The organism is Rothia sp. (in: high G+C Gram-positive bacteria) (assembly GCF_030540545.1).
Taxonomy (GTDB): Bacteria; Actinomycetota; Actinomycetes; order Actinomycetales; family Micrococcaceae; genus Rothia.
This window is the reverse complement of record NZ_JAUNVZ010000011.1, coordinates 1-19,558: the sequence shown is the minus strand read 5'-3', so window position 1 is coordinate 19,558 and position 19,558 is coordinate 1. Positions and strand designations below refer to the sequence as shown.

Annotated in this window: 20 protein-coding genes; 2 read left to right on the top strand and 18 right to left on the bottom strand. The window is 57.3% G+C overall.

The annotated features are described in order from the left end of the window. Nucleotides 1–38 precede the first annotated feature (38 nt). The 14 genes from Q4P78_RS08475 to infC all read right to left on the bottom strand — a co-directional run bounded on the left by Q4P78_RS08475 (nt 39) and on the right by infC (nt 15,079). Entirely contained in the window at nt 39–539 is a 501-nt protein-coding gene (locus tag Q4P78_RS08475; protein WP_303339943.1) for an arginine repressor, read from the bottom strand. 424 nt (nt 540–963) lie between these two features. Beyond that, nucleotides 964–1,698 (bottom strand): hypothetical protein, encoded by a 735-nt coding sequence (locus tag Q4P78_RS08470; protein ID WP_303339942.1) that lies wholly within the window; start codon nt 1,696–1,698, stop codon nt 964–966. Nucleotides 1,699–1,857: 159 nt separating this feature from the next. Then, on the bottom strand, nt 1,858–4,404 hold the full coding sequence (gene pheT, locus Q4P78_RS08465; protein WP_303339941.1) for a phenylalanine--tRNA ligase subunit beta: 2,547 nt from the start codon (nt 4,402–4,404) through the stop codon (nt 1,858–1,860). 2 nt (nt 4,405–4,406) lie between these two features. Then, nucleotides 4,407–5,534, bottom strand: a complete 1,128-nt coding sequence (gene pheS / locus Q4P78_RS08460; RefSeq protein ID WP_303339940.1) for a phenylalanine--tRNA ligase subunit alpha — start codon at nt 5,532–5,534, stop codon at nt 4,407–4,409. Between the two features lie 204 nt (nt 5,535–5,738). After that, nucleotides 5,739–6,272, bottom strand: coding sequence for an ABC transporter ATPase (locus Q4P78_RS08455; RefSeq protein WP_303339939.1), 534 nt, complete (start codon nt 6,270–6,272; stop codon nt 5,739–5,741). Between the two features lie 205 nt (nt 6,273–6,477). Next, nucleotides 6,478–7,797 (bottom strand): iron uptake transporter deferrochelatase/peroxidase subunit, encoded by a 1,320-nt coding sequence (efeB, locus tag Q4P78_RS08450; RefSeq protein WP_303339938.1) that lies wholly within the window; start codon nt 7,795–7,797, stop codon nt 6,478–6,480. 188 nt (nt 7,798–7,985) lie between these two features. Beyond that, the gene (gene efeO / locus Q4P78_RS08445) at nt 7,986–9,179 is read right to left on the bottom strand and encodes an iron uptake system protein EfeO (RefSeq protein ID WP_303339937.1); all 1,194 of its coding nucleotides are present in this window, start codon (nt 9,177–9,179) and stop codon (nt 7,986–7,988) included. Between the two features lie 107 nt (nt 9,180–9,286). Continuing rightward, nucleotides 9,287–10,180, bottom strand: coding sequence for an iron uptake transporter permease EfeU (gene efeU / locus Q4P78_RS08440; protein ID WP_303339936.1), 894 nt, complete (start codon nt 10,178–10,180; stop codon nt 9,287–9,289). A gap of 493 nt (nt 10,181–10,673) precedes the next feature. After that, nucleotides 10,674–11,105, bottom strand: a complete 432-nt coding sequence (locus tag Q4P78_RS08435) for a (deoxy)nucleoside triphosphate pyrophosphohydrolase (RefSeq protein ID WP_303339935.1) — start codon at nt 11,103–11,105, stop codon at nt 10,674–10,676. A 290-nt stretch (nt 11,106–11,395) separates the two neighbouring features. After that, nucleotides 11,396–12,397, bottom strand: a complete 1,002-nt coding sequence (locus tag Q4P78_RS08430; protein WP_303339934.1) for a cation diffusion facilitator family transporter — start codon at nt 12,395–12,397, stop codon at nt 11,396–11,398. A gap of 119 nt (nt 12,398–12,516) precedes the next feature. Continuing rightward, nucleotides 12,517–13,419 (bottom strand): RNA methyltransferase, encoded by a 903-nt coding sequence (locus tag Q4P78_RS08425; protein ID WP_303339951.1) that lies wholly within the window; start codon nt 13,417–13,419, stop codon nt 12,517–12,519. 172 nt (nt 13,420–13,591) lie between these two features. Continuing rightward, nucleotides 13,592–13,972 (bottom strand): 50S ribosomal protein L20, encoded by a 381-nt coding sequence (rplT, locus tag Q4P78_RS08420; RefSeq protein ID WP_005507127.1) that lies wholly within the window; start codon nt 13,970–13,972, stop codon nt 13,592–13,594. Between the two features lie 107 nt (nt 13,973–14,079). After that, nucleotides 14,080–14,274, bottom strand: a complete 195-nt coding sequence (rpmI, locus tag Q4P78_RS08415) for a 50S ribosomal protein L35 (RefSeq protein WP_004006287.1) — start codon at nt 14,272–14,274, stop codon at nt 14,080–14,082. Between the two features lie 184 nt (nt 14,275–14,458). Continuing rightward, nucleotides 14,459–15,079 carry a translation initiation factor IF-3 gene (gene infC / locus Q4P78_RS08410; RefSeq protein ID WP_303339950.1) on the bottom strand — a complete coding sequence of 207 codons (621 nt, stop codon included), beginning with the start codon at nt 15,077–15,079 and terminating at the stop codon, nt 14,459–14,461. A gap of 318 nt (nt 15,080–15,397) precedes the next feature. On the opposite strand from infC, the gene Q4P78_RS08405 reads away from it, so the two are divergent. Continuing rightward, nucleotides 15,398–15,820: a DUF1844 domain-containing protein gene (locus Q4P78_RS08405; protein WP_303339933.1), complete on the top strand. Its 423-nt coding sequence runs from the start codon at nt 15,398–15,400 to the stop codon at nt 15,818–15,820. A gap of 99 nt (nt 15,821–15,919) precedes the next feature. Here the strand turns inward: Q4P78_RS08405 and Q4P78_RS08400 are convergent, their stop codons facing one another. The 3 genes from Q4P78_RS08400 to Q4P78_RS08390 all read right to left on the bottom strand — a co-directional run bounded on the left by Q4P78_RS08400 (nt 15,920) and on the right by Q4P78_RS08390 (nt 18,200). Beyond that, nucleotides 15,920–16,672 (bottom strand): HisA/HisF-related TIM barrel protein, encoded by a 753-nt coding sequence (locus tag Q4P78_RS08400; protein ID WP_303339932.1) that lies wholly within the window; start codon nt 16,670–16,672, stop codon nt 15,920–15,922. Nucleotides 16,673–16,704: 32 nt separating this feature from the next. Then, on the bottom strand, nt 16,705–17,433 hold the full coding sequence (locus Q4P78_RS08395; protein ID WP_303339931.1) for a hypothetical protein: 729 nt from the start codon (nt 17,431–17,433) through the stop codon (nt 16,705–16,707). Between the two features lie 149 nt (nt 17,434–17,582). Next, nucleotides 17,583–18,200, bottom strand: coding sequence for a LysM peptidoglycan-binding domain-containing protein (locus tag Q4P78_RS08390; RefSeq protein WP_303339930.1), 618 nt, complete (start codon nt 18,198–18,200; stop codon nt 17,583–17,585). 440 nt (nt 18,201–18,640) lie between these two features. Between Q4P78_RS08390 and lexA the strand changes: the two genes are divergently transcribed. Continuing rightward, nucleotides 18,641–19,297 carry a transcriptional repressor LexA gene (lexA, locus tag Q4P78_RS08385; protein ID WP_303339929.1) on the top strand — a complete coding sequence of 219 codons (657 nt, stop codon included), beginning with the start codon at nt 18,641–18,643 and terminating at the stop codon, nt 19,295–19,297. A gap of 76 nt (nt 19,298–19,373) precedes the next feature. On the opposite strand, the gene Q4P78_RS08380 is transcribed toward lexA, so the two are convergent. Then, nucleotides 19,374–19,558, bottom strand: a 185-nt coding sequence (locus tag Q4P78_RS08380) for a hypothetical protein (protein WP_303339928.1), incomplete at its 5' end; no start/stop codon positions are given.

The following is a 19,558-nucleotide window of genomic DNA, read 5'->3' as shown; positions in this document are numbered from 1 at the left end:
AGCGCCGCCGTCCAGACTCGGACGGCGGCGCCTATCACTTAAGCTTGAGATGCACTGGTAGATGCAGACCAGGAGAGGAACTCCTCAGCCAGAGCCTCGCCACCCTCGGGGTCGCGTGCAATCACCAAAACGGTGTCATCACCTGCAATGGTACCCAGGATACGGGTCAGGTTATTCTGATCGATGGCAGAAGCCAGGAACTGAGCTGCTCCCGGAGGGGTGCGCAGCACGGTCAGGTTCGCCGATCCCTGCGCGGTAATCAGCAGCTCGCGGAACAGAGACATGACGCGCGCATCCGGCTCGTCGGAGCCGCTACGGCGCGAGGGGGTGTTCGGCACGGCGTAAATCAGACCGCTACTGTCGTCGCGAATACGCTCCGCACCAATTTCGACCAGGTCACGCGATAGCGTCGCCTGGGTAACAATCATTCCGTCGTCCTTGAGCAGCTGCGCAAGCTCCGACTGGGAGCGCACGCGCTGGGACTGCAAAATATCAACGATGCGCGCCTGGCGTGCGATCTTGGTGGAGGGAAAAGCCATACCGGTGTTCCTACTCTTATACGTTGAGCATGTCTGTGTTGGTGAACAAGCGCGTGACCGCACCTCTTCCCTACACAATTATGCACCGCCCGAGTGCTTTATGCACCTTAGAAGGGCGAAAAGCGGACAAAAAGTTTAGTGAAACCAAAGAATACGCTCTAAAAATGGAGTCGAACACGCTCAAGTTATGCTCTACTGCATAGACTCTACTGCATAGGTCAGAGGTGAATACCCTGCAGACTCTTAGCGGTGGCGGGCGGGTAGAAAAGTGCTGGTCAACCAAACCGGCAGCTACGCAGAAGAACCGGGCTGAAAACTCTCAAACACAGCAAAGTGCCGGGTAGAGCAAAGCCCCGATAACGGTCTCTACCGTTACCGGGGCTTTAGGCTATAAAGTCATGATGAGTTATAGAGTCTCAGAGGATTAGGGGCGCTCTTGGCTATCTTCCTCGTCGAGTTCTTCTTCCTCGTACTCTTCGTAGGGCTCATCTTCGTACTCGTCCTCATCGTAGACGGGAGCAGTGCGGCGGTGCCACCAGATAGCGCCACCAATACCGAAGATCAGCACCAGCACGGCGCCAAGCACCGAACCCCAACCCACGGTGTAGGCTCCCGCCACGCTACCGTCGGTCACCAGGTTCACGCTACCCTTCTTACCGGTGCGCACAACCTCCAGGGTGTCGCCGCTCTTGACCAGCAGCGCGTCGGCTTCCTTCTCAAAATCGGCGGGGATTTCGCCCACCTGAGTACCCAGGAACTCGACCTGCTCGCCGGCGGTAACCTGCTTCTTATCCTTCACATTGGATTTGAAGGTGGCGCCGTTCATGCGGTCATCCTGCGGCAGGGTACCCTTGTACACGCCCACGTATTCCTTGGTATCCAAGGAGGTGGTCATATCACTATAGGTGCCGGAGATAACCCAGCTCTTGCCGGCGTAGGGTGCGTCTTCGCTCGCCTGGGAGAGGGAACGGATACCGGTAATGCTCAGGAAGATCGCCAGGATAATGGAGAGAATGACGGCGGCGACGGAGCCCCAGTTAATGCGGGGGCGGTCTTCGAAGTCTTCTGCTTCTTCGCGCAGCTCAAAGAAACGAGCGTTCTCTTCGGTCTCGTATTCTTCGTATTCTAATTCTTCGTATTCTAGATCGCGCTCAGCCATAGCCTCTTCCGTTCTCAGTCTTACCTTCTCTAGGGTACCTGGCTAGGGCGTAAAGAGGAAATACTGCGCTGAGAATATATAGACCAAAGCCCGTTTAAGCACGTTTAGCCCAGGTATTACTGGGCTAAACGTACTTAAACGGGCTAAACGCGTAAGAGACTAGACGCGAGCGATTGCACCGTAGAGAGCAGCAGCATTAGCAACAGCTGCCTCACGAGAAGCCGACGCCTCCTCAGCGGTCAGAGTGCGATCCGGTGCACGGAAACGCAGAGCAAACGCCAGGGACTTCTTGCCCTCGTCAATACCCTTACCGCGGTAATCATCGAAGACCTGAATATGCTCCAGCAGCTCGCCGGCGCCCTCACGCAGAGCATGCGCAATATCGGCAGCCGGGATTGCCTCATCAACAATCAGCGCCACATCCTGGGTTGCCGCCGGGTAGCCGTAAATCGGGGACGCCTGGGGCACACCGGTGCGGGATGTGAAGAGAGCATCCAGATCCAGTTCGAAGGCGCACACGCGCTCGGGCAGGTTCAGGGTCTGCAGCAGCTTGGGGTGCAGCTCACCGGCGTAACCAATCAGCTCACCGGTCACGGTGCGCAAAGTTGCGGTACGACCCGGGTGGAACGCCTGATGCGCGCCCTGAGTCACCACAACCTCAACGCCCAGTGCGTAACCGACCAGACGAGCGGCATCCACCGCGTCGCGCCAGTCGTAGGGGCGCGCCTGAACATGCGGCATGGGCTCGTGCTCGGCACCTGCGAACAGACCCGAAACGTACACGGGCTGAGCGGGAATACCGGCGTTGATCTCATCCAGAACCGACTCATCCGGGGTCACGCCAAAGGCGGGAATGCTATCGCTACCCAGGCGCTCACCGGGCAGGAATACACGACCGGACTCGTAGATTGCCAGGTTCTTAAAACCGCGGGAAATATTGCGCTTGAGCACATCCACCAGACCCGGCAGCAGCGAGCGGCGCATCCAACCCTGCTCGGAAGAAATCGGGTTCTCCAGGCGAACAGAGGGAACCTGAACATCCGCATCGGGGCTAGACCAGAGGTTATTAGCGTCCGCCGACACGAAGGGGTACGCGAAGACCTCGGTCATACCGGAGGAAGCCAGGGAGTCCAGCACGCGGCGGTAAGCCACCTGCTCGGGGGTGTAGCCGCGGCCAGCCGGAGCCGAAGGCAGACGCGAAGGAATATTATCGTAGCCGTCAATACGAGCTACTTCCTCGGTCAGATCTTCCTTCGCCAGCAGATCGGTACGCCAGGAGGGCACAGTCACGCGGTAACCGGAGTCAACACGCTCAACCACGCAGCCAATTTCGCTCAGGGTCGACTGGATCTGCTCGGGGGTGTAGTCCACACCAATACGGGATGCGGTGTAGCCCTCGGGCAGGAAAATAACGGTCGGTTCATAGGGCAGCGCCACATCAGTCACGCCCTCCTCAGCGGTACCGCCAGCCAGCTCAACCAGCAGCTCCACCGCACGCTGAGCAGCCGCTGCCTGAAGCTGAGCATCCACGCCACGCTCAAAACGCTTGGACGCCTCAGAAATCAGCTTGTGACGGCGAGCGGTGCGAGCAATGGACACCTCATCAAAACGAGCGGCCTCAACCACAATATTGACGGTGGAGTCCGACACCTCGGTGGAGGCACCGCCCATCACACCAGCCAGACCAATCGGGCCGGAAGCATCCGCAATAACCAGGTCCTGCTCGGTGAGCTCACGCTCAACCTCATCCAGGGTGGTCAGCTTCTCGCCCGCCGCCGCGCGACGAGCAACCAGGGTACCGTTGAGCTTATCCGCATCGTAGAAGTGCAGGGGCTGACCGGTCTCCAGCATGACGTAGTTGGAGATATCCACCGGCAGGGAGACGGAGCGAACACCAGCAAGGCGCAGGCGCGCAGCCATCCACGGAGGAGTCGGTGCCGAAGCATTCACGCCCTTGACCAGGCGGGTCACAAAGCGAGTGGTGCCGGGCTTGCCGTTGAGCTCTACAGAATTATCCAGCTCAACCGGGTAGCCGGAGCCATTAGCCTGAGGTGCACGAGCAGCGTAATCCTCCACGAAATCGTGGAAGGGGCGCTCGGTTGCGTGGCAGAACTCGCGGGCAATACCGCGCAGGGAGAAGGCGTAACCGCGGTCGGGGGTCACGTTCACTTCAGCTGCTTCTTCGTACAGGCCCAGCAGCTCCATAGCGTCAGTGCCCAGCTCGGGATCCAGACCGATCTCCGAGAGCACCAGAATGCCGCCCTGGTCCTCGCCAATACCCAGCTCACGCACCGAGGCGATCATACCTGCAGACTTGTGACCGTAGGTCTTACGCGCGGTGATTTCAAAACCACCGGGCAGCATAGCGCCGGGCAGGGTCACTACTACCTTGTCGCCGGGCTTGAAATTGTGGGCACCGCAAATAATGCCCTGCACGCCGCTGGGCTCAATGCCCTTACCGGTCAGAGTCTGCTCCTGGCCCTCCGGAACCACGCGCACCTGGCACCAGTTCACGGTCTTGCCATTGGAGTGGGTTTCGGGCTCCATAGAGAGCACCTGACCGACCACAATGGGGCCGCGCAGCTCATCGGCGGGGCGGTGAATATCTTCTTCTTCCAGACCGACCTTGACCAGGTCAGCCATCAGTTCCTCTGCAGTTTCAGGAACGGGCGCGAACTCGCGCAACCACGAAAGGGGTACTCGCATTTTTAGATCTCCATTCCAAACTGTTCAGAGAAACGCACATCGCCTTCGACCATATCGTGCATATCGGCGACATTATTACGGAACATCAGGGTGCGTTCAATACCCATACCGAAGGCAAAGCCCGAGTACTCTTCCGGGTCAATGCCGGCTGCGCGCAGCACATTGGGGTTGACCATACCGCAGCCACCCCATTCGATCCAGCGCGGGCCGCCCTTAGCGCCCGGGTGCCACAAATCCAGCTCGGCGCTGGGCTCGGTGAAGGGGAAGAAGTTCGGGCGCAGGCGAATCTTTGCTTCTTCGCCGAACATAGCGCGTGCCATGTATTCCAGGGTGCCCTTCAAATCAGCCATGGTCAGGCCCTTATCCACTGCCAGGCCTTCAATCTGGTGGAAGACCGGGGTGTGGGTGGCGTCCAGCTCGTCGGTGCGGTACACCTGACCGGGGCAGACAATGTACAGGGGCAGATCGCGCGAGCGCATGGTGCGCATCTGCACCGGGGAGGTGTGGGTACGCAGCAGCAGGTGAGCGGCGCGAGGCTCTACGTAGAAGGTGTCCTGCATTTCGCGTGCCGGATGGTCGGGCTTAATGTTCAGCGCGTCGAAGTTGTACCATTCGGATTCCAGCTCGGGGCCGTCGGCAACTTCCCAACCCATGCCGACGAAAATATCGGTCAGCTTTTCCTTCATGAGGGAGATGGGGTGGCGGCCGCCGATGAAGCGGCGGGGGGTGGTGGCGGTGACGTCCACGGCTTCTTCTACCAGGATGCGCGCCTCGCGCTCGGCTTCAAGCTGTGCGGTGCGCTCATCCAGCAGCTTGTTTAGGTTGGCGCGTGCCTGGCCCAGGAACTTGCCGATATTCTTCTTGTGCGCGTTGTCCACTTCGCGCATCTGCTTATTAGCTAGGGAGAGCGAGCCCTTATCGCCGAAGAAATCCAGGCGGATTTCTTTGAGGCGTTCAAAGTTTTCTGCTTCGGTCTGGATTAGAGCTGCTGCGCGCTCGCTTTCCTGCTCGAAGGCTTCTCGGACAATGTCAAGACCCTCTTCGGGGTTTTCAACCAGCACCCGAGCAAGGCGCTCGAGGATACTCTTGGAGCTACCGTTATCGGGTGCTGCCGCTGCGGTTTCGGTCATTGCTACTCTCTTTTAGTCTTTGGGGTTGTAGCTTTATCTTTCGGGTCTCTTAGACCCACTCTCCTCTATTCTACCGGGTTTGCGACTATCGGTCAGGTGGGTCTTGTATGCCTGTGCCGGAGTAAGTGCGGGTGTGAGCGCAGGTACGCAAAAACCGGTGCTCTCTGTGATAAGAGAGCACCGGTTTTCGGTGTCGTCTAGGGTTTAGACCAGGTTTGCCTTGACCTCGGGGTCAAATGCTGCGCGAATCCACAGCACATTGACCACGAACCAGGGTACGTACAGGGTCAGGAAACCGAACTGCTTAGTTTCAACGGTGGATCCAATCAGCGCCAGAATCGCCACAAATGCACCGATAATCGCGAAAACCAGGCCCACGGTCAGACCGATACGCTTACCGCCCTGAATGGTGAAGTACACCAGGCCGTAGATTGCCAGGCTGACCACCAGCAGGACAATGCCGTATGCCGGTCCCAGGCTGGGCAGACCCGGCAGGGGCTTGACGGCGTCTCCGGCGAAGGTTGCGATCAGCGCGTGGATAAAGCACAGCAGCGCGGAAACGATCATGATTTCCTGAAGGCGCAGAATCTTCGGGTGCTTGCCGGGGGTGTCGAACAAACCACCCTTGGTTTTGCCGCCTTCCTGAATGTAAATCGCCTGGGTATCAGACGGGACGGACTCTGCCTGACGGTATGCGTCGAAGGCGTTGACCTCGAATGAGGGAGGGGGTTGAGTCATCTTTGTCTCCTCATATATAGCATGTGATGTTTAACTCAATACTATCGCCTGATACGGGAGTGTCAAGTTACAGCTCTCAAAGCGTCAGACTCGGCAAAAATACCCGTCTTAGGCATAAAAAGAGGGGGCGAGGGATACAGATTTATGTATCCCTCGCACCCGGTCATCTCTTGGACTGCCTCAGGCTATCCCGGCAGGCTAGAGACTACTTCTCCCACAGACCGGAGCCAATAAAATCATTAGCGTCCTTAACTCCCGGAGGCACCGCAAAGAGCGCATTACCGGTGTGACGCAGATACTCAGCCATAGCATCCGACTTGGTTATAGCAGAAAGTAGCGGCACGAAATGGGTGCGCGGATCGCACACATAGGCAATAAAGAACAGACCCGCATCCAGATGCCCCATGCCGTCAGTGCCGTCAGTGTAGTTATAGCCGCGGCGCAGCATCTGCACACCATTATTCTGATCCGGGTGCATCAGGCGCATATGGGAATCCGTCGGAATAATCGGACCCTTACGACCCTGCATACCAAAATCGGGGGTGGTGAACTCGGTGCCGCCTGATAGGGGCGCGCCCTCAATCTTGGTGCGACCCACAATATCCTCCTGCTCGCGCAGGGGTGCACGGTCCCAGGTCTCAATAATCATGCGGATACGGCGGGTTGCCAGATAGGAGCCGCCGGTCATCCATTCCTTGTGACCGGGCGAATTCTGCGCCGTTGCCCACACATGCTTGGTCAGCAGCTCCGGGTCCTCAACCTTCAAGTTATTGGTGCCGTCTTTGAAACCGAAGAGATTGCGGGCGGTCACCTGCTTCTGCGAGGTAGAGGCGGTACGACCAAAGCCCAGTTGGCTCCAGGCAATGGTTGCGGTACCGAAAGCAATGCGGGTCAGATTGCGGATGGCGTGCACCGCCACCTGCGGGTCATCCGCGCACGCCTGAATGCACAGATCACCACCGCTGCGGGCTGCCTCGAGCATATCGCCGGTCATTTTCGGGATCTCAATGAGAGCCTCAGGCATCTTGGATTTGAAGCCAAAACGATCCTTGCCCTTTTCATCCACGAAGAAGGAACGGCCAAAGCCGAAGGTCAGGGTCAGATGAGCTGCGGAGAGATCCTGAGCCTCGCCGGTGTCCTTGGGTGGTGCCTCCTGGGAGGTTACTTCGCCGATTAGTTCGCCTGCCATGAGCTTACGTGCTGCCTCAGTCCACTTCTTCAGCAGAGACTTGACCTCATCCGGGTCGGTGGTGGTCAGTTTGAAGGCGGCAAAGTGCATGCGGTCCTGTACCTCGGTGGTAATACCGGGTTGGTGCTCGCCGAAGAAAGGCACGGCGTCCTTACCGGTGAGGGAGGTGGGCGTGCTCTCTTTGTGCTCAGCAGCATTATAGGTCGCTGCGGCGCCAAAAGCTGCCAGGGCAACACCGGCTACACCGGCGCCCGCCAGGGCCGCGCGGCGGGTAGCGCTCACCGGTTCCTTGGCGTATACGCTGGGCGGGCCGGGGTTCTTTTCGTTCTCAGTCATTGGAAGTCCTCATGTGTGATGGTTGGGATTGAGGTAAATCGGTGCTATATCTAACATAACAGCACCCCGCCCATCCGGGTAAGGGAAAACCACTCGTGCGGGAAGAATCCGCGGGAATTTTCCAGCCGGGTGGGCGGGGTGTATGAGGGGTATAGGGTGGGAGCCCTATACTTTAGAGCCTCACAAGCTTAGCTCAGAACAGCATCAGCCAGCTTGGACAGGGGCTCGGAGAGAGCGTCCACAGAGTCAGACAGAGCGCGGACCTGGTCCTTGCTCAGCTCATTGTAGAACTTGTAGGTCTCGCCGGACTTGTACTTAGCCAGCTCGGTCTCAACAGCCTTGAACTTCTTGTCGAGTTCCTTAGCCAGGTCGGGGTTCTTCTTCTCCAGCAGCGGGCGGACATCCTCAAATGCCACGCGAGCGCCCTCAATATTGCCCTGGAAGTCCAGCAGGTCGGTGTGAGACCATGCCTCTTCCTCACCGGTAATCTTGGTCTTGACGACCTCATCCAGCAGGCTCTTAGAGCCGTTAGCAATAGCGGAAACGTCCAGCTTGAAGTTGTCGGCGTGAACTTCCTCGTTGAGCTTCTTAGTGTCTTCCACCAGCTTTTCAGCCAGCTTCTTACGCTCTTCCTTGGTCAGAGCCTTGTATTCCTTGCCGTCGTTCTCAGCAGCGGAAGGCTTCCACAGGTCCTTCTCCAGCTTGTGCCAGCCGGTCCATTCCTGGCCCTGCTCCAGGTCTGCCTCGCGGGCATCCAGCGCGGGGTCCAGATCGCCGAAGGACTCAGCCACGGGCTCAATGCGCTCGTAGTGCAGGCGAGCCGGTGCGTATGCCTTGCGCGCCTCTTCATCCTTGCCGTCAATAACCAGCTGAGCGAAAGCCTCGGTCTTGGTCACCAGCTGCTCGGTCTGGTCCTTCACGTACGCGGTGTACTGGGTGACAGCCTGGTCACGCAGAGCCTGCTCATCCGCTGCAATGGGCTTAGCGTCCGGGTTAGCGGTCACCTTGAAGGAGCCGCGGATACCGTCGCCCACCATGCCGGGCTTGCATGCGGTGGTGTACTCACCCTCAGCCAGCTCAACGGTCAGATCGCGCGACAGACCCGGTGCAATGTTCTCAACCTCGGAAATAATGCGCAGCCCGTCCTTAGCCAGCACGTAGAACTCGTTGACCTTGGTGCCGTTATTGGTGACCTTGAAGGTAACCTTGCCGGCCTTGACCTCGCTAGCACCCACCTTGCATTCGGTGTCGGATGCGGTCACGGTAATCGAGCCGTCGGCGGAGGTGCCGGAGGCGTTGTTCGCGGTGTTGGGGGTGCAACCGCTCAGAACCAGTGCGCTCAGGGAGAGCAGCGCGCCAGCGGAGTACAGGGACTTACGCATGTTTGTGTCCTTTATCTAGAGGGGATAAAACTTATGGATATGGATCATGGGGGCGGAGAATGCCGGAAGCTATGTCCCCGCCGATGCTCCTGCTCTGAGGGCAGAAGCTAGTTTTTGGAGGTAGGCTTGGCGGCAACAGCACTCTTAGCGGGTTTCTTACTCAGCACGCCCTGAGCCTTCAGGAAGAAGTACATGACAATAACCACGTACAGCCACCAGATAATAGCCTCAAGCCAGGTGGTCTGCGGAGACAGACCGAACATGCCGTGCAGCAGGTACATCATGAAGGAACCAAAATCGCCAAACTGGCCGAAGAAAATACCCGGCGAATAGGCGATGGATTCAATACCCGGCAGGAGCATAGCCTCCTGCAAATCGTGGATACCGTACGCCAGCACACCGGCAGCAATAAAGACCAGGAAGGCGCCGGTGTAGGTGAAGAACTTATTCAGGTTCAGCTTCATCGCGCCGCGCAACATGAGCCACACCAGCAGCACAGCCACCGCAATACCGGTAAACGCACCCGCCAAAGGCGCCCAGTTACCGGCGCCCGCACCGCGAGTCAAACTCCACAGGAACATGGTGGTTTCCAGACCCTCGCGACCCACCGAGAGAGTCGCTAGCAGAACCACAGCCAAGGAGCTGGTCTGAGCGGCGGTATCGAGCTTATCCTTCAATTCGCCGGAGAGTTGGCGGGCGTTTTCAGCCATCCAGAAAATCATCCAGGTCACGAAACCCACAGCGATAATGGACAGGCCGCCACCGATGGCTTCCTGCGCCTGCTGGGTCAGGGTCTCCGTGCCGAAAGTCAGCAGCGCACCAAACGCCAGGGAGACAATAATAGCTGCGCCTACACCCATCCAGATCTTCGGGATCAGGTGGGTGCGGTTGGTTTTGCGGATATACGCAAGGAGAATGCCGACCACTAGACCGACTTCAAGACCCTCGCGCAGACCCATGAGGGAGCTGCCTAGGAAGACGCCCCAAAATTGTTCGCTCATGTGTGTCTTTCAGGTGATTATTAATAATATCCTTATATCTAGAATAGGTGATAGTTAGTTCAGACCCGCAGGTATATTGTTGTGGTACTGAGCACATGCTAAGTGATTTTACTAGATAGACTTAGTGGCAATAATGTTTAGGCTAATAAATATACCGACAGAGTGTCTTTAACTTTTGTGCTGTCCACACATGTGGCGTGTAAATTCACTACCCTGTGTATACGATCGAGTCGGAGTCTCGATAGCAAAAGATAGCTGCTCATTCATAATGATTCTGAACTAATGCTTCTATGAGCAATCCGGCAAGGTTGCGGCTGGCTATCCGGCAAGGCTACGGCAAGCAATGAAACTTCACGGGTGCTCAAACAATGCCGGCCCCGCACATATCTAGTACGCATTTTTAGAGTTGATAGTAGTGCGGGGTTCGGCATAATTCGCGAGGAAAAATACTATTCGCGACGCGAAATGGATCTAATACTCCGCATAGGATGTTTTAGGAAGAGAGATGAGTTAGGAGTGCTCGGACAATAGGGAAATCAGCAGGGATCCAGGGCATCTCAAGGATTGCCTCAGGGTCAGATAGATCCATCCAGAGCAGCTGTGAATGATCTTCCAGTGTTTCAGCTTCACCGTCGATGATTTCAGTGCAGAATACTCGCATGGCTGCTTTGTCATTGAGTACCCAGCCTTGAGGATGATCTGTAAGCAACTCGGTACCGATTCGCACTGTCACACCAAGCTCTTCATAAAGCTCACGAGCCAGAGCCTCATGGGCAGATTCGCCGGGTTCGACTTTACCTCCGGGAAATTCCCAGAGCCCAGCCAGTGCCTCGGGCGCGCTACGCTGAGCAATGAGCAGCCGGGTGGGACTCGTCAGGGAATCGAGGATAGCTGCTCCAACAACTTGTACGGGGTATTGGGTCATTATTTGCTTTCTTCGCTAATGGTGCCGGGGATTCGGTAGCGTTTCATACTGCCGTCGCTGCGCACAATGGTCATGAGCTCGCCTTGAGAGAGTTCCACGGCGAAGGTGTCACTGCTGCGCTTGGTTCTGGCTCTGGGTTGTTTCCGGTATCTGTGTGGTGCTGTTCTATCATACGCCCGCATCGGCTTTCCGTACGGGGCTCTTGACTGTTCTGCTAATTAAGCGAGAAGGGGCGGGGAAAGAGTTATTCTTTCCCCGCCCCTTATGAGTATCTCTATTCGAGCCACTGCTTAGCGCTCGAATTCTTTAGCTTCGTCGCGCTCCGGGTCGAATACGTCCGGTTCCAGGTAGATGACGCGAGCTGCCGGGACAGCGGCGCGGATGCGCACCTCCGCCTCGTCAATTTCGCGTGCGACAGCCAGGCCGGTGGCGCTATCGGATATGCGGATTTTCGCGGCGACCAGGATTTCTTCCGGCCCCAGGTGCACGGTCTTGAGGTGAATAATTCGACCTGCATCACCGTTCTGCAAGGCTGCGCGAATCTTTGCCAAATCCTCGGTGGATGCTGCTTCACCGATGAGCAGAGATTTGATTTCTACCGCGAGGAAGCCCGCGATGGCGACCAGCAGCACACCGATTGCCATGGTACCGGCGGCATCCCAACGCCCGTCACCGGTGATCAGGGTCATGCCCACACCAATGAGCGCCAGAATCAGACCGAGCAGCGCACCGGCGTCTTCTAGCAGCAGCACGGGCAGTTCCGGATTCTTGGAGGTTCGCAGGAATCGCCACCAGGATTGGTTACCCTTGAGGGGCTTGGATTCTTTGACCGCCACGCGGAAGGAGTTGCCTTCCAGCAGGATCGAGCCGACCAACACCGCGACCGGCACCCACGCCCAGGAGTCAATCCCGTGCGGGTGCTGCCATTTTTCGATACCTTCGTACAGGGCAAAGAGGCCGCCGAGGGCGAAGATAATAATGGAGACCACGAAGGCGTAGAAGTAGCGGTTGCGGCCGTAGCCGAAGGGGTGCTCGGCGTCGGCGTCTTTTTGGGCTGCTTTACCGCCCACAAGCAGCAGCACCTGGTTGCCGGAGTCCGCCACGGAGTGAATGCCTTCAGCAAGCATGGAGGAGGAGCGGGTCAGGGCGTAGGCAATGAACTTCAGCGCCGCGATGCCCAGGTTTGCGCCCAGGGCTGCGATGATTGCGCCGCTGCCGTGGCCGTGACCGCCGTGTGCTTCGGCAGTCTGTACCTGCTCGGTGTTATCACCGGAAGGTTGATGATTGGTCATGTATCTCTTTCTTGAATATGCGGGGACGTATCGTATGAGAGTCTATCCCCGAAGTACACATGAGAGTGTAATCAGAGTCTCTGACTTGCTAGCGGATAGCCCTCGAACGAGGAGCCGTACTAGCCTCGCTGAGCCATCGCCGAAGCATACAGGCACACAGCCGCCGCCGTACCAACATTCAGCGACTCAGCAGAACCGTACACCGGCACCGCCACACGCATAGAAGCCGCTGCCTTCTCCTCAGCATTCAGGCCCTGAGCCTCATTACCGAAAAGCCACATGGTCGGCTTCGACAGGTCAAAGGAGCCCTTCACACCGGCGGGCTTCTGCGCCTCAACACCGGCACGCAGCGCCGCCGCATGAGAAACCAGCTGCTGCACATCCACGCTACCGTAACCATCAGCAGCCAGCACCGTGGTGCCCTGAGCCTTAGCGTCCTCGGCGAAATCCTCCAGCTCAATACCCTGAACAATGGGCAGGTGGAAAATCGAACCGGCGGTAGAGCGCACAGTCTTGGGGTTGTACACGTCCACCGAACCCTTGGTCAGCACCACCAGATCGGCGCCGGCGGCATCGGCAACACGCAAAATCGTACCCGCGTTGCCAGGGTCCTGCACGCGAGAAAGCACAGCGACCAGGCGCGGGTTCATCGCATTCTCACCCCAGAGAATATCCAGGCTCGAATCCACCATAAAGGACACCGCAATAATGCCCTGCGGGGTGACAGCATCCGCCATGGCAGCCAGCACTTCGTCGGTCACCACGCGCATAAACACACGGCGCCCCGGCTCGGGGGTGGGGGTACCGTGCACCTGCTCGAGCAGCTCCACAATATCCTCGTGGCGGTCATAGGCTGCCTCGGTAATGTACACGGCGTCCAGCACGGGCTTAACCAGGTGCGCCTTGAGCGCCTCGCGCACAGCCTGCGGGCCCTCTACCAGGAACTGGCCGCGTTTAGTGCGTGCCGAACGGCCGCGCAGCTTAGCAATATCGCGCACGCGGTCAGCCTGCGGGTTCGACATAATGACGGGGGAAGAAATACGATCAAAAAAACTCACCCCTTAAGCGTACCCTGTTCCCTTCAGCCGTGCACTGTTTCGGCGGGGTAGCGGGTATGCAAAAAGCGCCGCGCCCCGCATAAATGCAGTGCACGACGCCTCAAGTGCTCGTGAGCTAAAAACTCACCCTCAGCAATTAAGCCTTGGGAGCCGAGGTGTCCTCGGGCAGGTTGTTCTTAGCAATCTCAACCAGAGCGTTGAACGCAGCCGGTTCGTTCACAGCCAGCTCAGCCAGCATACGACGGTCAACCTCAACACCAGCAGCCTTCAGACCCTGGATGAAACGGTTGTAGGTCAGGCCCTGAGCGCGGGAAGCAGCGTTGATACGCTGAATCCACAGGCGACGGAAATCGCCCTTCTTCTTACGACGGTGGTCGTAGCTGTAAACGAGCGAATGGGTGACCTGCTCCTTAGCCTTACGGTACAGGCGAGAACGCTGACCGCGGTAGCCGGATGCACGATCGAGAATAGTACGGCGCTTCTTGTGCGCGTTAACCGCGCGCTTCACACGTGCCACGTGTGTCTCCTTCGTCTTATGTCCTACACAGCTGAATCACTGTGCAGGAGCGAGTCTTTAATAATGCGGGATACGCCCGCTTCTCTAGGCGAAAAAGTAAGCTAAGCTTACTTACCCAGCATCTTCTTGACAACCTTTGCCTGGCCGCCGGTAACGATCTGGTCGGAAGCCAGACGACGGGTCAGACGAGAGGACTTGTGCTCCAGGTAGTGGCGGCGGTTCGCCTGCTGGCGCTTAACCTTGCCGCTACCGGTGAGCTTGAAGCGCTTCTTAGCACCAGAGTGGGTCTTCTGCTTCGGCATAGCTGCCGTTCTCCTTACAATCAGCCCGCACCCTCACAACACCATAGAGGGCTGTCCGGGGCGAGTCACGTTTAAGGAAGGGGTACCCCTTCCCAGGACAATAGGGTTGGCACCTGACGCCGCCTTATGCAGGAGGCGTTGGGCGCGGAACCGAGGCTCTGTGCGAGCCGTTCCAGGCGGTTCCCTACTCGGCGGAAGCCTGTGCCTTCAGCTCTGCCGGCATTGCGTCGGCAAGAGAATTAGTCACGGGCTGCGCCTGGGTCGTGTCAATACGCTCGCGACCCTTGCGGCCGCCCGAGCTCTGACCACGGCGAACTTCAGCCTTGCCGCGAAGCGGAGCCAAAACCATCACCATGTTACGGCCATCCTGACGAGGACGCGACTCAACCGAGCTGACATCCTGCAGTTCTTCGGCCAAACGCTCGAGCAGGCGCACACCCATCTCGGGGCGCTGCTGTTCACGACCACGGAACTGAATCATTGCCTTGACCTTGTCACCACCGGTGAGGAAACGACGAGCGTGACCAACCTTGGTTTCGTAGTCATGGGTATCAATCTTCAGACGGAAACGGATTTCCTTCAGAACGGCGTTAACCTGCTTCTTGCGGGATTCACGAGCCTTAACTGCGGCTTCGTACTTGTACTTACCGTAGTCCATGAGCTTGCATACGGGCGGTTTCGCGTTCGGGGCAACTTCAACCAGGTCGAGTTCTGCATCCTCAGCCAGACGCAGTGCGTCAGCCAAAGGTACAACACCTACCTGCTCGCCGCCGGGGCCGACAAGTCGGACTTCTGGAACGCGGATACGATCGTTAATGCGCGGTTCGCTAATGACTAGCTCCTGATACTCTGTGGGTTTCCCCGTGAATGTTATCCGTTGCGGGCACTAAAAAAGCCCCCGCGGTATTACAAGCGAAGGCTACTAACATACAGTCCTACCCGGGCGGGATAGAACCGCATGAAAACCCGGCAACCTATCCGGTCGCAAGGTGGGATAACTCCACTTGTAAACTACCCTAGTTTAGCGCTTAAAGAAGCACAACTCAAGGACATCGCAGAAAATGGCAGAAATTTAGGAAATCCTGATACGCCATCACGAGCCCGAATATGAGATTCTATAAGCATGAGCAACAAAAACAACTTCCGCTACACCGCGAATGAAGGAACCCCCGTCCACGGACATACCGACCTGAGCCAGGCAGAAATCGACGCTGTTAACGAGCAGATGCGCGATATCGCCGAGGTGTCTGCCGTGGAAATTATTGCCTCCGCTGCAGTGCACCTGATGAGTGCAGCAGCCGTCAAGTGCGGCCTGGCTGCAGAGGATGACGCCGAAGACGTCAAGGATCTGGATGAGGCACGTAAGCTGATCACCGCACTGGCTGGTTTTGTTACCGCAGCGGCACCCGAAATCGGTTCGCACCACGCCGCTCCCCTGCGCGACGGCCTGCGCACCCTGCAGCTGGCATTCCGCGAGGCATCCGACGTTCCCGATGAGCCCGGCAAGGGCCCGGGTGAGAAGTTCACCGGTCCGGTCTACGCCTAATACTCTATTCTTTTAGATATTTTTACCAGCCCGCGTGTTTCGCTCGTGTACCGAGTGGACACGCGGGCTTTTGTATGTGCTTATAGAATCGGGTTCGCTCTAAAAACCCGCGGCCCCCAGAGCCTGCTGCAGGCTAAAGCGACCGGCATAAAGTGCCTTACCCAAGACCAGACCCTCAACATTCTCAAGCTCTCGCAGACGCTCAATCTCTTCAAGGGAGGCAACGCCACCGGAAGCCACTAGAGGCGCGCTCGTATGCTGAGCTACCGCACTGAGTAGCTCAAAGCCGGTACCGCTCAGGGCACCGTCACGGCTCACATCGGTGACAATATAGCGATGAACCTGCTGGTCATTAAGCCAGGCCATGGTCTCTTGCAGAGTTCCACCCTGCCAATCGGTGCCGCGAGCTACCGCACGATATTGTGCGATGTTCTCATCCCAGCGGGCATCCAGCCCCAGAGCCAGCAGCTTACCGTGCTCAGATAGGATGCCGCTCAACCACTCGGGGTCGGCAAGGGCAGCGCTGGTGACATTAATACGGTCAGGAGCAAGACTCAGGGCAATGTCCAGAGCCTGCTGGTTCTTAATACCACCGCTCACCTGAATCTTAACCTGCGGGTTTTGCTCACGCACGGCTCGAATAACCTCGGCAAGCACGAGGGTATTCGTGCCGCGACCGTAGGCGAGATCAAGGTCGACCAGGTGAATCCAGCGGGTACCTGCTGTGACCCAGTCCAGGGCCGCCTGTACCGGGTCCAGGCGGGCACTTTCGGGGTCGAGGTTACCCGCCACGGGGCGCACCGCATAGCCCTGCGCAATATCAACAGCGGGCAAGAGTTCAAGAGTCTTCATTGGCTTCTTCCTAACTTTTAGGTACAGGTACTTTAGATACGCCCGGTAGCGCGCACAGCACCCAACCAGGAGGTCATAAAGGCGCGGGCTGCCTCCGTTGCAACAGGGGCAGCAAAGAGGGCACTGAGCGGACCGTTTTCCACCGCCACGATTTTTATCTCCCGCCCGTTTGCTTCCTGTTCTTCCTCCTGCACTTGAACCCAGCTGACCTGCGGAGGAAGCATCGATTCGATACTCTGATCGAACTCCCAGGCAACAATAGCAAAGTTACGGCCGTAGTTATCGGGTCCGCTCACCACAGGAGCAACATACCCTTCAACTGGCATATGAGAAGAAGCATCACGTTCTTCAGCCAGGAGAGCATAGTCATCATGTACTGTCGCCAGAACAGGTTCCACAAACCCGGGCCACTCCCCCATACCGGCAACACTGATACCACCCATTCCGGGTGCATCACGATAGAGCTCGTCAAAGAAGGTATACCCTGCGTGCTGCACCCCCAGCACAGGGCGGGAACCGGCAACACGACGGCCCACAATACGCTCATAGTCCAGGGCTGTCAGACGCTCATAGCATTCCACAGGGTCGGATACACCGGCAAGAATCATCATGTCGGCGTCCAGACTCTGCTGCGGACTCGGATTATCCAGCACACGCACACCCTGCTCTTGCAAAAAGATACGCAAAGCATTGAGTGACTCGTGCGGCTCGGAGCCTTCCCTATCCAGAGAAATAAGGGCGCAGGAGGGAGATACAGACATAGAAACCTCGATCGTGGTGCTGATTCCTATACGTGCAGTTCACACAGCAGAAAAGCGCAAAAGACAGCGAGTATAGGGGTCTAACAATACCTCTAGACTACCCCATGAGTACTCTAGGGCAGAGCGCTACAGAGTCGAAGCGCAGCCGTTTAGCGAGTAATAGGCACTTCCAAACGCTGACCCGCCCGCAGATTAGATGCGGAGACATTATTCATGCGCTCAATCTGATGCACCACCTCGCGAGTATCACGCTGAGAATCCACATCACGCGCAATATCCCACAGGCTCTGACCTGCACGTACCGTAATGACGCGAGTGGTCGCCTCATGTTCGGTACCATCAGCCTGCGCGCGAGTGCTAGCGCCCAGAGCAAAACCACCAACCAATAGCAGCAGAGCAACTGCCAGAGCGGGCACGCCAAGACGGATTGCGCGGTGCGCCGCCAAATATTCGCGAGTGCGAGACCACGCGCCACGTACAGGTTTGAATGCGCAGGACAGACGAGCAGATAGTCCAGCTGCCCGAGCGGGCTTGGGCGCTACGCGCTGTGCATCCTCGCGGGCTACAGCTACCTGCTGCACGCGCTTAAAAGGCGAGGGAAGGGACGAGGCCGCAATGGGAGCGGCGGATGCGCTCTTGAGCGGCTGAGTACGCGCGGGCACAGCGGGGCGGGGAGAAACAGAAGAACGGGCGGCACGGGCAGGGCTAATAACCTGCAGACCCGCCGGGATAGTCGAGTGCTGAAGAGAATGTACCTGAGTGGTCATTATCTAGCTCCTTAATCGTGATTGAAGTCGGTGAAGTGTGTGGGCAATCCGCCGCTTCGAATGTTCTATATCGAAAGTTCTATATCGAACAATCTAGAACTTATGAGGCAGATTTGCTGGGTTTTCGTCAATGTTCGAACAGAAGCCTTGCGGGCGAGTATTCGAAGCATCTTCGAAAAAATTCAGTTATTTTTCGGGTAAATCCCGGATGGATACACCACTTTACAGGAAGTATGTACGAAAGTCTAGCACATCTGCACTAGAAACATGTTCTATTACAACTGGCGTGTCGCATCGCTTGAGCAACACGCCGAATAGAATAGATGTTTGGAATTACGCGCAGGATAGGATATGCTGAAAACAGAAGCCCTCGTAGCCGTACCCGAATCACCATTCGTTCCCGCCGCCACGACGGCGTAGCAGTAAGGAAAGAAGGCACTATGAGCACCCGACCCCCGCTAACCGGACGTCAGCAGAAAATCCTCGACGCCATCCAGCACGAAATCGAGGTCAAAGGATACCCGCCCTCCATGCGTCAGATTGGCGATTTGGTAGGCCTGGCGTCCCTCTCCTCCGTTACCCACCAGCTGGGTCGACTGGAGAAAATGGGCTATATTCGCCGCGACCCCAAGCTACCGCGCGCCATTGAAATCCTGGATGCGGATGCGCAGAGCCGCAACCCCGAGCTGCCCATTCTGCCCACCTTTGAGGTCAATGACGAAGACCTGGTACCCGTGCCCCTGGTCGGTCAGATTGCAGCAGGTGGTCCTATTACCGCTGAGCAGTCCGTAGAAGATGTGATCTCTCTGCCGCGCCAGCTGGTCGGTAGCGGCAAGGTCTTCATGCTGCGCGTCAAGGGCGATTCTATGCAAGACGCCGCCATTTGCGACGGTGACTGGGTTGTAGTGCGCGAACAGCACACTGCAGATAACGGCGATATTGTCGCTGCACTGCTTGATGATGAAGCCACCGTGAAGGTCTTCCGTCAGATTGAAGGTCACACCTGGCTGATGCCCCGCAACTCTCAGTACGAGCCGATCTTCGGTGATCACGCCTCTATTATGGGTAAGGTCGTCTCGGTACTGCGCAGTCTCTAAGAGCGCATACTACTAGTTATGGCTCCAATAGATTCCGATTTATTGGAGCCATTTACTATATCCGGGTCTATCTACATTAGGTCGCCAGACGCATCTTGTATTTGTTCGATTCAGCACTACTGCTTACCAGGTTTTCTGACTCCAACAGCGCTATAGCTAAAACATCCGCATGGGATGACCCGCAATCCGGCAAGACTACGGCCACCAATCCGGCAAGGCTACGGCCAAAACCCCACATAAGATGAACCTCAGACGACCAGG

Bases quoted from the DNA above. Each gene is read 5' to 3' on its own strand.
- Q4P78_RS08475 (WP_303339943.1), bottom strand. From the start codon at position 539: ATGGCTTTTCCCTCCACCAAGATCGCACGCCAGGCGCGCATCGTTGAT.
- Q4P78_RS08470 (WP_303339942.1), bottom strand. From the start codon at position 1,698: ATGGCTGAGCGCGATCTAGAATACGAAGAATTAGAATACGAAGAATAC.
- pheT (WP_303339941.1), bottom strand. From the start codon at position 4,404: ATGCGAGTACCCCTTTCGTGGTTGCGCGAGTTCGCGCCCGTTCCTGAA.
- pheS (WP_303339940.1), bottom strand. From the start codon at position 5,534: ATGACCGAAACCGCAGCGGCAGCACCCGATAACGGTAGCTCCAAGAGT.
- Q4P78_RS08455 (WP_303339939.1), bottom strand. From the start codon at position 6,272: ATGACTCAACCCCCTCCCTCATTCGAGGTCAACGCCTTCGACGCATAC.
- efeB (WP_303339938.1), bottom strand. From the start codon at position 7,797: ATGACTGAGAACGAAAAGAACCCCGGCCCGCCCAGCGTATACGCCAAG.
- efeO (WP_303339937.1), bottom strand. From the start codon at position 9,179: ATGCGTAAGTCCCTGTACTCCGCTGGCGCGCTGCTCTCCCTGAGCGCA.
- efeU (WP_303339936.1), bottom strand. From the start codon at position 10,180: ATGAGCGAACAATTTTGGGGCGTCTTCCTAGGCAGCTCCCTCATGGGT.
- Q4P78_RS08435 (WP_303339935.1), bottom strand. From the start codon at position 11,105: ATGACCCAATACCCCGTACAAGTTGTTGGAGCAGCTATCCTCGATTCC.
- Q4P78_RS08430 (WP_303339934.1), bottom strand. From the start codon at position 12,397: ATGACCAATCATCAACCTTCCGGTGATAACACCGAGCAGGTACAGACT.
- Q4P78_RS08425 (WP_303339951.1), bottom strand. From the start codon at position 13,419: ATGTCGAACCCGCAGGCTGACCGCGTGCGCGATATTGCTAAGCTGCGC.
- rpmI (WP_004006287.1), bottom strand. From the start codon at position 14,274: ATGCCGAAGCAGAAGACCCACTCTGGTGCTAAGAAGCGCTTCAAGCTC.
- Q4P78_RS08405 (WP_303339933.1), top strand. From the start codon at position 15,398: ATGAGCAACAAAAACAACTTCCGCTACACCGCGAATGAAGGAACCCCC.
- Q4P78_RS08400 (WP_303339932.1), bottom strand. From the start codon at position 16,672: ATGAAGACTCTTGAACTCTTGCCCGCTGTTGATATTGCGCAGGGCTAT.
- Q4P78_RS08395 (WP_303339931.1), bottom strand. From the start codon at position 17,433: ATGTCTGTATCTCCCTCCTGCGCCCTTATTTCTCTGGATAGGGAAGGC.
- Q4P78_RS08390 (WP_303339930.1), bottom strand. From the start codon at position 18,200: ATGACCACTCAGGTACATTCTCTTCAGCACTCGACTATCCCGGCGGGT.
- lexA (WP_303339929.1), top strand. From the start codon at position 18,641: ATGAGCACCCGACCCCCGCTAACCGGACGTCAGCAGAAAATCCTCGAC.